We start from the raw sequence: 13,556 nt of genomic DNA on the forward strand, positions 1-13,556 counted from the left end.
ACATCGAATCCGAGATCACTCTCCGAAGGGAATGGCCGCGATGAAGCGCTCCACCCAGCGGATTCTCACGACACATACCGGCAGCCTGCCTCGTCCGGATTATCTGCTCGAGCTCGTCACCACGGCCCCACGCGGGCCGGTCGCCGATGCGACCCGGCCGAGCCAGGTCCGCAAGGCGGTCGCCGAAATCGTCAGAAAGCAGGCCGATCACGGGATCGACGTGATCAACGACGGCGAGATGGGGAAGGAGAGCTACTCCACCTACGTCCGGGAGCGGCTCACCGGCTTCGAGGGGGCCGGCGAGCAGGCGATCGGAATGCCGGACATGGCCGAGTTCCCCGCCTACACCGACAAGTTCATGCGCGAGATGGGCCCAGCCGTCGGGAACATCATGGCCCCGCCGGCTTGTATCGGCCCCATCCAGGTCAGGGACCGCGAGCAGGTCGTCCAGGACGTCGACAACCTGCGCGCCGCGGCGGCCGAGGTCGAGTGCGAGGACCTGTTCCTGTCGGCAGCCTCCCCCGGGGTGGTAGCGCTGTTCTTCGCCAATCGCCATTATCCGACGCGCGAAGAGTACGTCATGGCCATCGCCGATGCCATGCGCGCGGAGTACGAAGCGATCGTCGCCGCCGGAATCGTGCTGCAACTCGATTGCCCGGACCTGGCGATGGGCCGGCATATTCAGTTCGCCGACGCCGATCTCGACGAGTTCCGCGAACAGGCGCGGCTCAATGTCGAGGCTCTGAACCGTGCGACCGCGAACATCGATCCCGACCAGCTGCGAATGCATTTGTGCTGGGGAAACTACGAGGGTCCGCACCACAGGGACGTGGCACTCAAGGACATCATCGACATCGTGCTCACCGCTCGCCCGAACGGTATCTCGCTGGAGTCGTGCAACCCGCGGCACGACCACGAGTGGGCGGTCTTCGAGGACGTCTCGCTGCCCGAGGGGAAGGTTCTGATCCCGGGCGTGGTCGACTCGACGAACAACTACATCGAACATCCCGAGCTGGTCGCCCAGCGTCTCGTCCGGTTCGCGCGGCTCGTCGGCAAGGAGAACGTCATGGCCGGCACCGACTGCGGGTTCGGGACCGCGGCCGGCCTCATGACCGTCGACCCGGACATCGCCTGGGCCAAGTTCGACGCCATGGCCGAGGGCGCCAGGCTGGCCGGCGCAGTGCTCTGACGCGGGACTCAGACACGGCCCGGGCGCTGACGCCGCGGCGACGGTCAGTCGGTGAGCTCCTTGGGCCGGCCGTCGCCCGGCCGCCCGGCCAGCGCGCGGCGCTCCGCCTCGCGGGCCTCCCGCTCCCGGGCGCCGCGCTCGGCGACCTCGGCGTCGGCCTCGTCGGCCCGGGCCTGTTCCAGGGCCGCGGTCTCCTCGACCGGGTCGGGAAACAGCAGTGAGCCGGACACCGGGGCGCCCGCTATGCCGAGCTGGTTCATCCGCTTGGGCACCGAGGCGCCCTGGTATTCCAGCGGGATCGGGTGGCCGTGGGAGTCCACACCGGCCAGCGGCTGATGCACCTCGATGAACGCGCCGTGCGGCAGCCGCCGGATGATGCCGGTCTCGACGCCGTGCTCGAGCACCGCCCGGTCGTGGCGCTGCAGGCCGAGGCAGATCCGGTAGGTCACCCAGTAGACGATGGGCGGGACGAGCAGCACACCGATCCGGCCCGCCCAGATGGTGGCGTTGAGCGAGACGTGGAAGAAGAACGCGATCACGTCGTTGATGCCGCTGAGCAGCAGCACGGTGTAGAACGCGATCCCCATCATGCCCAGGGCGGTCCGCACCGGCGCGTCCCGCGGTCTTTGCAGCAGGTTGTGTCGCGCGTTGTCCTTGGTGAACTTCCGCTCGATCGTCGGATACGCGGCGGCGAGCACGTAGAGCACCGGAAGGAAGGCGGGGCTCGCCCAGAACGCCGGCGGAATGGTGTAGTTCCCGACGTAGATCTCCCACGGCGGGAAGATCCGCAGCATGCCCTCGGTGAACAGCACGTACCAGTCGGGTTGCGAGAAAGCCGAGACCAGCGCCGCGTTGTAGGGTCCGTAGTTCCATATCGGGTTGATCTGGAAGATTCCCCCCATGATGGCGATGACGCCGGTCGTCGCGGCGAAGAACGCCCCGGCCTTGGCCGCGAACGCCGGCAGGATCCGGACGCCGACCACGTTCTTCTCGGTGCGACTCGGCCCGGGGAACTGGGTGTGCTTCTGGTACCAGACCAGCCCGACGTGCAGCGCGATCAGCGCGAGCAGGAGCCCGGGGATCAGCAGCACGTGGACGATGTAGAGCCGCGGAATGATGATGTCGCCGGGGAAGTCGCCGCCGAACAGGGCCCAATGGGTCCAGGTGCCGATCACCGGGATCGAGAGGATGAATCCCGAGGCGATCCGCAGGCCGGTGCCCGAGAGCAGGTCGTCGGGCAGCGAGTAGCCGGTGAAGCCCTCGAGGAACCCGAGGAACAGCAGCAGCACACCGATCAGCCAGTTCGCCTCCCGCGGCTTGCGGAAGGCGCCGGTGAAGAAGGTGCGGAACATGTGGGCGACCATCGCGGCCATGAACAGCAGCGCTGCCCAGTGGTGGACCTGCCGCACGAACAGCCCGCCGCGGACCTCGAAGGAGATCTGCAGCGCGGTCTCGTAGGCCCGCGACATGTGCACGCCGCGCAGGTCGTCGAACACGCCGGTGTAGGTCACCTCGGCCATCGAGGGGTCGAAGAACAGCGCCAGGTAGGTGCCCGAGGCCAGCAGCACGATGAAGCTGTACAGCGCGATCTCACCGAGCATGAACGACCACTGCGTCGGGAAGACCTTGTTGAACTGCCGGCGCATTCCCGCCGCAGGGTGGTAGCGCTGGTCGAGCTCGTCGAGGCTGCGTCCTGCCCTTTCCGCCCGGCCGGAAGACGCGGTGGGTGTCGTGATCGCGCTCATGCTCGTCGCCTCCCGGAGGCGGATCGGCCAGCTTCGACAATTGCCGTTCTACCTGAGGTAGTAAAGTGCCACAACAGCCAGCGTCCGGACTTGTGCGTTTTGTCCTCATTGTCTTTTGACCAGCCGGATGCGGCCCGCTTCCTCCCGGCCCAGGGAGAACGTCCCGAGGTCGCGCTCCACGGGCCCTTCCACACCCAAAGAGATCAGTAGGCTCCCCCCATGGCGCGGTACTTCGATGTGCATCCGGTCGACCCGCAGCAGCGCTCGATCGGGCAGGTGGCCCAGCTGGTTCGCGACGGCGGACTGATCGCCTATCCCACGGACTCCTGCTTCGCCCTCGGTTGCCAGCTCGGCAACGCCGACGGGCTCAAGCGGATCCGCGAGATCCGCGATCTGGACGACAAGCACCACTTCACCCTGGTCTGCCGGGACTTCGCCCAGCTCGGCCATTTCGTCCTGGTGAGCAACACGGTGTTCCGGCTGATCAAGGCCTCGACCCCGGGCAGCTACACGTTCATCCTGCCCGCGACCAAGGAGGTACCGCGCAGACTGCTGCACCCGAAGAAGAAGACGGTCGGGGTGCGGATCCCCCGGCATACCGTGGCGCAGGCGTTGCTCGCCGAGCTCGGTGAGCCGCTGGTGTCCTCCACGCTGCTGCTGCCGGACTCCCCGGAACCGCTCACCCAGGGCTGGGAGATCAAGGAGCGGCTCGACCACGCACTCGACGCCGTCGTGGACTCCGGGGACTGCGGTACGGAGCCCACGACGGTGATCGACTTCTCGGGACCGGAACCGGAGGTCGTCCGGCGCGGGGCGGGCGACCCGTCCCGGTTCGGATAGCCCGGTTCACCCTCCGGCCATCGCCCCGATGATGAGGAACGGTTCCCGGCCTGCCGCGACCGCCTCGGGCAGCGGGGTGTCCGGTGGGTCATGGGAGAGGTCCTGCTCGCACGCGAAGAACCGGACGAACGAGCGGCGCCGTAACGTGCCGTGGTCGCGCACGGTGCCGCGCAGCACCGGATAGCGGGCCTCCAGGGCGTCCAGGACGGCGCGCTGGGTCGGGACGCCCACGACGGCCAGCTCCACGGGGCCGGTGACGCGCGCCAGCGTGCGCAGGTGCTGCGGCAGGACCACCCGGATCACGGTGTTCATACCAGCGTCTGCACCTCCACGCTCAGCACCGCCGGAAGATCCCGGACGATCGGCGTCCAGCTGTCCCCGGCGTCGGCGGAGACATAGACCTGGCCGCCGGTGGTGCCGAAGTAGACGCCGCATTCGTCGAGGGAGTCGACGGCCATCGCATCGCGCAGCACGTTGACGTAGCAGTCGCGCTGCGGGAGACCGGTGGTCAGCGGTTCCCACTCGTCGCCGCCGGTGCGGCTGCGGTAGACGCGCAGCTTTCCCTCGGGCGGGAAGTGGTGCGAGTCGCTGGTGATCGGGACGACGTAGACGGTGTCCGGCTCGTGCGCGTGCACGGCGATCGGGAACCCGAAATCCGTCGGCAGGTCGCCGCTGATCTCCCGCCACGACTCGCCGCCGTCGTCGCTGCGCATGACGTCCCAGTGCTTCTGCATGAACAGCACGTCGGGGCGCGACGGATGCATGGCGAGGTTGTGCACGCAGTGCCCGACCTCGGCGTCCGGGTCGGGGATGCCGCCGGAGTGCAGACCCCGGTTGGTCGGCCGCCAGGTCTTGCCGGCGTCGTCGGTGCGGAACACCCCGGCCGCGGAGATGGCCGTGACGATCCTCCCCGGGTCGCGAGGGTCCAGGATGATCGTGTGCAGGCACATCCCGCCGGCGCCGGGCTGCCACCTCGGCCCGGAGCCGTGGCCACGCAGCCCGGAGAGCTCCTGCCAGGTCCGCCCGCCGTCCACGGAGCGGAACAGCGCGGCGTCCTCGACGCCCGCGTAGACGAGGTCCGGGTCGGTCGACGCCGGTTCGAGATGCCAGACCCGGGCAAACTCCCACGGATGCGGGGTGCCGTCGTACCACTGGTGGGTGCCCGGCACGCCGTCGTAGCCGAACTCGTTGCCGACCGGGGCCCAGCTCACGCCGCCGTCGTCGGAACGCTGCACGACCTGCCCGAACCAGCCGCTGGTCTGCGACGCATACAGCCGGTCGGGGTCGGCGGGCGAGCCCGCGACGTGATAGATCTCCCAACCCGGGAAATGCGGGCCTGCCACGTCCCACCGCTCGCGCGTGCCGTCGGAGCTCAGGACGAACGCACCCTTGCGCGTTCCGACCAGAACGCGGACTCCACTCATGGTCACCTCCGCCTCGTCGTCGACCTGCTGGCCGCAGGCCTCTTGAGGAGAGGACCGTCGGCAGGCCCCGAACTCATCGCCGGCGCGGCGGATCGGTGGCCGGGACCGCTCGCCCTGACCTGCCGGCCGCGAACCCGCGCGCGGTAGCCTGCTGGTTCCACGACGCCGGATCGCAGCTCCCCACCGCCACCCGTGCGTCCCGGCCCATCGTGACCGGACGGGGCAGGTGCGATCGCGCGAGCAGTTCGGAGGGACGCCGTGGTGCGAGACACAGGGCCTGGTTCCGGTCCGGGCGAGATGGCCGACCTGTGGGCCGACGTGACCCCGTTGCGGCCCGTGCCCCCCGAACCTCCGCAGCCGTCCGTCGAGCCCGCCCCGGTGGACGACATCCTGCTCGGCCTGGCGCGCCGGCTGCGCGGGCGGGCCGAGAGCCAGGCGATGCTCGCCGAGCGGCTGCGCAGCAACGAGACCCGGCCCGGGGCCCTCGCCGATCTTGCCGCGCTGGCGGCGTCGCTGCGCGGCACCCGCCGCGACAGCGAGACGCTGCTGGAGCTGGGCGGCGAGACGCTCGGACCGGGGGCAGGCGCGGCGGTGCCGCTGGCCGATCTGTTGCGGGAGGCGGTGGCGGCTGCCGACGAACCGGCGCGGGTCGCCGTGGCGCCCGCGGCCTCGGGCGCCGTGGTGGCCTCGGCGGCGCGTGGCCTCGTGCAGGTGCTCGCCGAGCTGCTGGGACATGCCGCCGCCGAGAGTCCGCCCGGTGCCCGGATCGACCTGGCGAGCCGCGCGACCGGCGAGGGCGGAGTGGTGGTCGAGGTGCTGGCTCCGGGAGCGGGACTCGCGCCGGATGAGGCGGCCCACCTCGAGCGGGCGCTCAGCACCGGACGTCCCGAGGGTCCGCGGGTGGCCGAGCGGATCGGGCTGTTCGTCGCCGCGCGGATCGCGCGCCGCTGCGGCCTGCGGGTCGACCTGCTCCCCGCCCTGGGCGCCGAGCTCCCGCTGGGGGTGGCGCTGGTCGCGGCCGTCCACTGCCCGTCGCGGCTGCTGGGCGACCGGGGTCCGGCGGGGTTCGTCGAGCCCGAGCGCCCGCGGGTCGATCGTCTGTACGACCCGCCGACGCCACAGGGTGCCGACGAGCTGTTCGGTCCGCTGGATGCGGCCGCGCTGCTTCCGACCGACGACCTGTCCGGAACCCCGATCTACGCGGCCGTCGCGTCGGCGTGGTTCGAGCGGCCGAGCCGGTCCGGCGGGCACCGCGCCGGCGATGCGGAGCCCTCCGACTGGAACTCCCGAGGCGATGCGGAATGGCGGGCGGCCGCGGAGCGTGCACACCGCGCGGAGCAGGTGTCGTCGCTGACCTCCAGCGGCCTGCCGCGGCGCCGGCCGGGCCAGCAGATGGTGGCACCGCCGCGGCGGGAGGCGGCGACCGCCAGGGCGGCGGCCGACCGCGTCCCGGATCTGGTGCGGTTGCGGTTGGCGTCCTATCAGCGCGGGTTGCGGGAGGGCCGGCACCGGGCCACGGAGCCGGACTCGCCGGCCTTCCCCGCCTCCCCGGCGGACTGACCCTCACCGATCGTCCAGGAGGGTGACCGGCCGATCGGGCGCTGACGATTGTGGCACCCGGTGCCGAAAAGGTACCCTCCCTCGCGACATACCGGGGTGGGAGCTGCGAAGGGGCAGGAATGGCGAGCAGCAAAGAGTGGTTCGAGACGATCGCCGAGGCGCAGCGCCGGGCCAAGAAGCGGCTGCCCAGGTCGGTCTACCTGGCGCTGGTGGCGGGCGCCGAGCAGGGTCTGACCCTGAGCGACAACGTGAACGCGTTCAGCGAGCTGGGCTTCCGGCCGCATATCGCGAACCTGCCTCGGACCCGCGAGCAGGCCACCACGGTGCTGGGCCAGGACATCTCGTTCCCGGTGATCATCTCGCCGACGGGGGTGCAGGCCGTGCATCCGGAGGGCGAGGTCGCCGTCGCCAGGGCCGCCGCGGCGGCCGACACGGCGATCGGGCTGAGCTCGTTCGCCAGCCGGGCGATCGAGGACGTCGCCGCCGCCAACCCGAAGACGTTCTTCCAGATGTACTGGGTCGGGTCCCGCGACACGATACTGGCGCGGGCCGAGCGGGCCCGCAATGCCGGGGCGAAGGCCCTGATCGTCACGCTGGACTGGACGTTCGCCACCCGGCGCGACTGGGGCAGCCCGCTCATTCCCGAGAAGCTGGACCTGAAGGCGATGCTCCGGTTCGCCCCGGAGGGGATCATGCGGCCGCGCTGGCTGCTCGACTTCGCCCGCGCCGGGCGCCTGCCCGACCTCACCACGCCCAACCTCGCCACGCCGGGCAACCCCGCGCCGACGTTCTTCGGTGCGTACGGGGAGTGGATGGGCACCCCCCTGCCGACCTGGGAAGACATCGCGTGGCTCCGTGAGCAGTGGGGCGGGCCGTTCGCGATCAAGGGAATCATCCACCCCGACGACGCGCGCCGGGCGGTGGACGCCGGCGCCACGGCCATCTCGGTGTCCAACCACGGCGGCAACAACCTCGACGGCACGCCGGCGTCGATCCGGGTGCTGCCCGGAGTCGTCGACGCAGTGGGTGACCAGATCGAGGTGCTGCAGGACGGTGGCATCCGGCGGGGCAGCGACGTGGTGAAGGCGCTGGCCCTCGGCGCGAAGGCGGTGCTGATCGGCCGCGCCTACCTGTGGGGAATGGCCGCGGGCGGGGAGACCGGCGTCACCAACGTGCTGCAGATCCTGCGCAGCGGCATCGACGAGGCCCTGCTTGGCCTCGGCCGGTCGTCGATCCACGAGCTGTCGCGCGAGGACCTGATCATCCCGGAGGGTTTCACCCGGATGACGAAGGGCTGACCCGCTTATCGGCCATCAGGCGGGCGCGGCGAGCCAGTCCGGGTAGGACGTCCAGGCCTGCAACGGCAGCCGCGTCCGGAACCGTCGCGGCGTCCCGGTGATCGGATCGGTGAACTCCAGGGTCGCGGCCAGCAGCTGCAGCGGGCGGCTGTAGTCGTCGAGGGCCTTGTCCCGCAGCACCGGGTAGAAGTGGTCGCCCAGGATCGGCACGCCCAGCCCGGCCATGTGCACGCGCAGCTGGTGGGTGCGGCCCGTGACGGGGGTGAGCCGGTAGCGGCCCAGCCCGCCGCGCCGCTCCAGCAGCTCGACGGTGGTCTCGGCGTTCGGCGGGCCCGGTAGCTCCTGCGCGGTGAGCACGCCGCGCTGCTTGACGATCCGGCTGCGGACCGTCCGGGGCAGCGCGAGCGCCGCGTCGTACGGGGCGATGGCCTGGTAGGTCTTGCCGACGAGGCGGTCGCGGAACAGCGTCTGGTAGGCGCCCCGATGCTCGCGGCGGATCACCAGCATCAGCAGACCCGCCGTCATCCGGTCCAGCCGGTGCGCCGGGCTCAGCTCGGGGAGGTCGAGCTCGCGCCGCAACCGCACGAGAGCGGTCTGGAGGATGTGCCGGCCGCGCGGGATCGTCGAGAGAAAGTGCGGCTTGTCCACCACGAGCAGGTTCTCGTCGCGGTGCACGATGCCGATCTCGAACGGGACCGGCGGCTCGTCGGGCAGATCGCGATGGAACCACAGGAACATCTCGGGTACGAACGGGGCGTCCGGGGCCACCGGGCCGTCCACGCCGACGATCCGCCGCTCGCGCAGCATCGCGTCGATCCGGGACGGGGGGACGCGAGGAAGCCGGTCGACCAGGTGGTCCCGCAATGTCGTCCACGGCCCCTCGGCGGGCGTCCGCAGCCGGACGGCCTCGAGGCCGTGCCGCTGGGGCAGCGGCGAGCGGAGCTTGCGCCTCATCGGCTGCGAGCCTACTGTCCGCGCCCGGCCGATGATCCGCTCGGGCGGTTAGGCCCGACAGCGGCGTTGCCGGGGAAGGGAGACGTCGTGACCTGCGTGCGACCCGTCCCCACGTTCGCCGACGTCGAGGCCGCGGCACGGACCCTCGCCGGGATTGCGCACCGCACCCCGGTGGCCACGTCCGCCACCCTGGACCGGCGCACCGGCGCCCGGCTGTTTCTCAAGTGCGAGAACCTGCAGCGCGCCGGGGCGTTCAAGTTCCGGGGCGCGTTCACGGCGCTGTCGCGGCTGGATCCGCAGCAGCGCCGGGCCGGGGTGTTGACCTACTCCTCGGGCAACCACGCCCAGGCGGTCGCGCTGGCCGCGCGCGAGCTCGGTATCCCCGCGACCATCGTGATGCCCACTGACGCGCCCGAGTCGAAGGTCGCGGCCACCCGCGGCTACGGCGCCGAGATCGTCGGCTATGACCGGTACACCGTCGACCGGGAGGCGCTCGGCGCCGAGCTCGCCCGCGACCGGGGCGCCACGCTGATCCCGCCCTACGACCATCCCGATGTCATCGCGGGGCAGGGCACCGCCACCCTCGAGCTGCTCGACGAGGCCGGCGAGCTCGATGCGCTGTTCGTCTGCCTCGGCGGGGGCGGGCTGCTGGCCGGGGCGACCCTCGCGGTGCGCGCTCGGTCGCCGCGCACCCGGATCTACGGTGTGGAGCCCGCCGCGGGTGACGACGGGAAGCGCTCCCTGCGCGCCGGCGAGATCGTGCGTATCGACGTGCCGCGCACCATCGCCGACGGCGCGCAGACCCAGCACCTCGGCCGGTATCCGTTCGCAATCATCCGCGACGGCGTCGACGACATCCTCACCGTCCCCGATGACGCGCTCATCGACTGCATGCGGTTCTTCGCCGCCCGGATGAAACTGGTCGTCGAGCCCACCGGCTGCCTGGCCATGGCCGGCGCTCTGGCACAGGCGGGCGACCTCGCGGGGCAGCGCGTCGGGGTGATCGTCAGCGGCGGGAACATCGACCTGGACCGGTTCGCGCGACTGATCGCCCCCGGCTGACCGCAGCCGCCCGCCCCCCGGCATGGTGGCTTTACTCCGGTCGGACCGGAGTAAAGCCACCATGCCGGGGGGCGGCGTCGTCGGGCGGGGAGAGCAGGTGCCCCAGCGGTCCGAGGTCGAGGTCGAGGTCCTCGGGACGCAGCCCGAAATGCTCGCGCAGCTCGGTCATCGCCTCCTCCAGCCGCATCAGACCGAGGCCGAGCCGCTCCACCGTCTCCTCCGGCAGATCCCCCGCATCGACCCGCCGCAGCGCCTGGCGCTCCATCAGCTGGCGGATCAGCTCGACGATGGTCAGGACCAGCCGACCGAGGTCGCGGCCCACCGACTCGGCATCGGTCTCGATGCGGGCAGGCAGCCGGGTCATTCCGGGCCCTCGTCCACCAGCGTCTGGACCGAGCTGATCAGCGCCCGCAGCGAGACGTGCACCAGATCGACCTCGGCGAGCGAGATGGTGAGCTCACCGGTGAGCACGACGCCGCCGGCGAGCAGCCGATCGAGGATGTCGACGAGGGCGACGTGGTCGTCGGTTCCGGCGAGCGTCACGTCTCCTCCAGGGTGGCGAACGAGTACGGCGCCCAGGGGCCGGTCAGCTGCAGCCGCAGTCCGGGCGCCCCACGCTCCTCGACCAGCCTGCGCACGGCGGCCTCGCCCGCGTTCTCGACGAGGTAGGCGGCGTTGAGCACCATCTCGTCGCGGGAACCGGTCAGCTGCGGGTCCTGGGGCGGGTAGCGGCGGTTCGCGACGGCGAGCCCAGCAAGCTCCTCGTGCAGCCGCGAGGCCGCGTCCGCGGCCGACCGGCGCGACTCGGCGGCCCGGTTACGGGCGGCGCGGCGCCGCATCAGGTAGGCCGTGCCGGGTCCGGCTTCGCTCGGGGCCGGTGGCTGCGGCTCGGCGGCCTGCGGCTCCTCGGCGGCCTGCGGGGCGGCAAACGCCTTCACCCCCCATTCGGTGCGCCCGCGGACCCGCTCCAGCGCGGCGGTGAACGCGGCGGCGCGCTCGTCGAGGAGCGCGCGCACATTGGCGTCGTCGAGGTAGACCGTGGCCAGCCGCACCGGCGCGATCGGGTGGTGGCGCGCCACGGTGTCGACCACGGCGTGGTGGGCGCGGGCGGTGTCCGCGAGCCAGCCGAGGTCCTCGAGGTTGTGCCGCAGGGCGTCCTCACCGAACTCGCCGGCGTCGACCGAGCTGGCCACCGCCGCGAGTGCCCCGGACCCGACGGCGCGCACCAGCGTGCCGCCGACCCCGGCGACGGCCGGCAGGTCCGCGGCGAGCGCCGCGTCGCCGATCGCGTAGACGTACACCGCGTCGTCAGACATCGTCTGCTCGCTCGGGCTCGTGGTGCCGGTCCGGGGGTTTCGTGCCGTCCCCGTCCGCCGCGCGCGCCTCCAGGGCTTCGATCCGCTCCCGGAGCTGCCGGTTCTCCTTGGTGAGGTCGCGATGACCGGAGCTCAGCGACGGGTCGTGCTCCCACCAGTCGATGCCCATCTCCCTGGCCTTGTCGACCGAGGCGACCAGCAGCCGGATCTTGATCGTCAGCAGCTCGATGTCGAGCACGTTCACCCGGATGTCCCCGGCGATGACGATTCCCTTGTCGAGAACGCGCTCGAGGATGTCGGCCAGGTTGGCCGACTCCTGCCGGTGCGCCGGAGGATCGGCCCGGTTGGGGACCGGCAGCCCGCCCCGCGTCACCGGGTCTCCCGGTTCACCTGGCTGCGCGTATAGCGGCAGGTCCGGCGGTAGGAGATCAGCTCGCCGTCGGGCTCGAGCCGCACCACATAGTTCGCGAGGATGTCGGTCGAGTCCGGGATCCGGCGGGTCTCGACCACCTCGACGCCGACCTGCCAGCCGTCGTCGCAGCGCTCCACCGAGATGACGCATTCCGGCTCCCGCCCGGTGAAGGCCGCGACCGTCGCCGCCGCCTTGCGCGCCGCCGACTCCGCCGGGCCGTACTGCCCGTTACGTCCCGCTCCGCCGCGGGCGCGGACGTCCGGCTGCTCCGGTCTGCGCCGCCGCGGGCGGGGTGTCTCCCGTCGCTCCTCCTCGACCACCGCGCTCCACTCCTCGCCGGTCAGTCCCGGCGGTGCATGAGCCGCTGCAGCAGCTCGTTCTCCAACTCGGCGCATTCCTCCTCCGGCAGCCTGCCGGTGCGGCGCGCCTCGTCGATCTGCTCCAACTCGGTCCGGATCCGGGCCGGGTCGTAGTACTGCTCCTCGGCCTGCTCGTGGATCCGCCTGGACAGCCAGACGACGCCCCGGACCGGAGTCAGAGGCAGGCCGAGCAGCCCGGTCAGCAGTCCCATCGGCTCACTCCGCGGGCACGAAGTCGTAGGGCGCCAGCGGGCCGAGCAGCCGCAGCCGCATCCGTTCGGCCTGTTCGCGGCCCAGCTCCTCGACCGCGTCCTCGAACTCCCGCTGCCGGGCCCGCTCCACCAGGAAGGCCGCGTTGATCACGTCGTCCGGGTTGGCGGGTTGGTGGGCGACGGCGTCGACCACGGTCGGGCGCAGCCGCTCCAGCATGTGCTCGGCATCGTCGCGGCGCCGCTCCTCGAGCGCTCCGACGACGAGCTCGCCGAGACGGACCCGGTCGTAGTACGCGGCGTCCTCGGGCAGCGCGCGCACCGTCTCCTGCAGTCCCCGGACCTCCGCGTCCTCGGCGAGGACCTCGCGCAGCACCGCGTCCTGCTCGTAGCGGCCCTTGAGCGTGAACTGCGTCCGGCTCTCCAGCCCCGCCAGGACCTCCACGAGGTGGTCGTGGTGCGGTTCCAGCAGCTCCGCCACCACGCCCTGCTCCTCGATGACGGCGGGGAAGCGCATCGGCAGCACGCCGGCGTTCGCCGCCACGGAGTCGAGCACGGTCTCGTGGGCGATCAGGTCGTCGCGGGTGCCCAGGGGGCGGTCGGCAGGCACATCGCTGACGATCGCGGCCAGTTTCCCGTGCGTGATGATCGATATCGTGCCCGACGGGCCGAGCCCGGGCAGCTCTTCCGGGATCTCGGTATCCGCCGCGACCAGACCGTAGACGTAGGTGGGAGTCATTCCTCGCGCTCCCGGGAGCGTTGCCGCGGGCGCCTGCGCGGGGCCTCCTCCTTCTCCTCGGGCTGCTGCCCGATGCCGTCGAGCACGTCCCCGACCTTGTCGGCCGCCGCCTCGATCATCCCGGTGGTCTTGCCCTTGGCGCCGCCCTTGGTGCCGCCCTCGGTAATCCCCTCGACGAGCTCGGGGAGGTCCTTGCCGCCCTTGGCGTAGAGGTCCAGCCGGTTGGTCGCCTCGGCGAACCGCAGATAGGTGTCTACGCTGGCGACGACGATGCGGGCGTCGATGGTCAGGATCTCGATCCCGACCAGGGACACCCGGACGAACACGTCGATGACCAGGCCCTTGTCGAGGATGAGCTCGACGACGTCGGCGAGGCTGCCTCCGCGGCCACCGGACGGCGCGCGCTCGACATAGCCTCCGCCGCCTCCCTGTACGGTCGCTACTGACAT

17 protein-coding genes are annotated in these 13,556 nt (G+C 71.6%); 5 read left to right on the forward strand and 12 right to left on the reverse strand.

Annotated features, from left to right (window positions below; translation table 11 throughout):
* The first annotated feature begins 40 nt into the window (after window positions 1-40).
* On the forward strand, window positions 41-1,189 hold the full coding sequence (locus tag G567_RS0125285; RefSeq protein ID WP_028932095.1) for a cobalamin-independent methionine synthase II family protein: 1,149 nt from the start codon (window positions 41-43) through the stop codon (window positions 1,187-1,189).
* Window positions 1,190-1,233: 44 nt separating this feature from the next.
* Here G567_RS0125285 and qcrB read toward each other — a convergent pair whose 3' ends face one another.
* Window positions 1,234-2,934: a cytochrome bc1 complex cytochrome b subunit gene (qcrB, locus tag G567_RS0125290; protein WP_028932096.1), complete on the reverse strand. Its 1,701-nt coding sequence runs from the start codon at window positions 2,932-2,934 to the stop codon at window positions 1,234-1,236.
* Between the two features lie 219 nt (window positions 2,935-3,153).
* Between qcrB and G567_RS0125295 the strand changes: the two genes are divergently transcribed.
* Entirely contained in the window at window positions 3,154-3,774 is a 621-nt protein-coding gene (locus tag G567_RS0125295; protein ID WP_028932097.1) for an L-threonylcarbamoyladenylate synthase, read from the forward strand.
* Between the two features lie 6 nt (window positions 3,775-3,780).
* Here G567_RS0125295 and G567_RS0125300 read toward each other — a convergent pair whose 3' ends face one another.
* Both G567_RS0125300 and G567_RS0125305 read right to left on the reverse strand, forming a co-directional pair.
* Window positions 3,781-4,077 (reverse strand): MoaD/ThiS family protein, encoded by a 297-nt coding sequence (locus tag G567_RS0125300; RefSeq protein WP_028932098.1) that lies wholly within the window; start codon window positions 4,075-4,077, stop codon window positions 3,781-3,783.
* Between the two features lie 5 nt (window positions 4,078-4,082).
* Window positions 4,083-5,198, reverse strand: coding sequence for a WD40/YVTN/BNR-like repeat-containing protein (locus G567_RS0125305; protein WP_028932099.1), 1,116 nt, complete (start codon window positions 5,196-5,198; stop codon window positions 4,083-4,085).
* Window positions 5,199-5,456: 258 nt separating this feature from the next.
* Here G567_RS0125305 and G567_RS31485 point away from each other — a divergent pair, with 258 nt between their 5' ends.
* Both G567_RS31485 and mftD read left to right on the forward strand, forming a co-directional pair.
* The gene (locus G567_RS31485; protein WP_147200978.1) at window positions 5,457-6,758 is read left to right on the forward strand and encodes an ATP-binding protein; all 1,302 of its coding nucleotides are present in this window, start codon (window positions 5,457-5,459) and stop codon (window positions 6,756-6,758) included.
* A gap of 119 nt (window positions 6,759-6,877) precedes the next feature.
* On the forward strand, window positions 6,878-8,056 hold the full coding sequence (mftD, locus tag G567_RS0125315; RefSeq protein WP_028932100.1) for a pre-mycofactocin synthase MftD: 1,179 nt from the start codon (window positions 6,878-6,880) through the stop codon (window positions 8,054-8,056).
* 15 nt (window positions 8,057-8,071) lie between these two features.
* On the opposite strand, the gene G567_RS0125320 is transcribed toward mftD, so the two are convergent.
* Window positions 8,072-9,010, reverse strand: coding sequence for an RluA family pseudouridine synthase (locus tag G567_RS0125320; RefSeq protein WP_028932101.1), 939 nt, complete (start codon window positions 9,008-9,010; stop codon window positions 8,072-8,074).
* 87 nt (window positions 9,011-9,097) lie between these two features.
* On the opposite strand from G567_RS0125320, the gene G567_RS0125325 reads away from it, so the two are divergent.
* Window positions 9,098-10,072 (forward strand): threo-3-hydroxy-L-aspartate ammonia-lyase, encoded by a 975-nt coding sequence (locus tag G567_RS0125325; protein WP_245585794.1) that lies wholly within the window; start codon window positions 9,098-9,100, stop codon window positions 10,070-10,072.
* A gap of 31 nt (window positions 10,073-10,103) precedes the next feature.
* On the opposite strand, the gene G567_RS31490 is transcribed toward G567_RS0125325, so the two are convergent.
* Genes G567_RS31490 through gvpJ form a run of 8 tightly spaced genes read right to left on the reverse strand, consistent with a single transcriptional unit; the run spans window position 10,104 to window position 13,556 of the window.
* Window positions 10,104-10,436, reverse strand: a complete 333-nt coding sequence (locus tag G567_RS31490) for a gas vesicle protein K (protein WP_051233550.1) — start codon at window positions 10,434-10,436, stop codon at window positions 10,104-10,106.
* Window positions 10,433-10,615, reverse strand: coding sequence for a gas vesicle protein (locus G567_RS0125335; protein ID WP_028932103.1), 183 nt, complete (start codon window positions 10,613-10,615; stop codon window positions 10,433-10,435). The genes G567_RS31490 and G567_RS0125335 overlap by 4 nt, the downstream gene beginning before the upstream one ends.
* Entirely contained in the window at window positions 10,612-11,388 is a 777-nt protein-coding gene (locus tag G567_RS0125340; protein WP_028932104.1) for a GvpL/GvpF family gas vesicle protein, read from the reverse strand. The genes G567_RS0125335 and G567_RS0125340 overlap by 4 nt, the downstream gene beginning before the upstream one ends.
* The gene (locus G567_RS0125345; protein ID WP_028932105.1) at window positions 11,381-11,761 is read right to left on the reverse strand and encodes a gas vesicle protein; all 381 of its coding nucleotides are present in this window, start codon (window positions 11,759-11,761) and stop codon (window positions 11,381-11,383) included. The genes G567_RS0125340 and G567_RS0125345 overlap by 8 nt, the downstream gene beginning before the upstream one ends.
* Window positions 11,758-12,120 (reverse strand): gas vesicle protein GvpO, encoded by a 363-nt coding sequence (gene gvpO, locus G567_RS31495; protein WP_037058196.1) that lies wholly within the window; start codon window positions 12,118-12,120, stop codon window positions 11,758-11,760. Before gvpO ends, G567_RS0125345 begins: the two co-directional genes overlap by 4 nt.
* Before the next feature lie 20 nt (window positions 12,121-12,140).
* The gene (locus G567_RS0125355; protein WP_028932106.1) at window positions 12,141-12,371 is read right to left on the reverse strand and encodes a gas vesicle protein GvpG; all 231 of its coding nucleotides are present in this window, start codon (window positions 12,369-12,371) and stop codon (window positions 12,141-12,143) included.
* Between the two features lie 4 nt (window positions 12,372-12,375).
* Window positions 12,376-13,107, reverse strand: a complete 732-nt coding sequence (locus G567_RS0125360; RefSeq protein WP_028932107.1) for a GvpL/GvpF family gas vesicle protein — start codon at window positions 13,105-13,107, stop codon at window positions 12,376-12,378.
* Entirely contained in the window at window positions 13,104-13,556 is a 453-nt protein-coding gene (gvpJ, locus tag G567_RS0125365; protein WP_028932108.1) for a gas vesicle protein GvpJ, read from the reverse strand. Before gvpJ ends, G567_RS0125360 begins: the two co-directional genes overlap by 4 nt.

This window comes from Pseudonocardia asaccharolytica DSM 44247 = NBRC 16224 (genome assembly GCF_000423625.1).
Lineage (GTDB): Bacteria > Actinomycetota > Actinomycetes > Mycobacteriales > Pseudonocardiaceae > Pseudonocardia > Pseudonocardia asaccharolytica.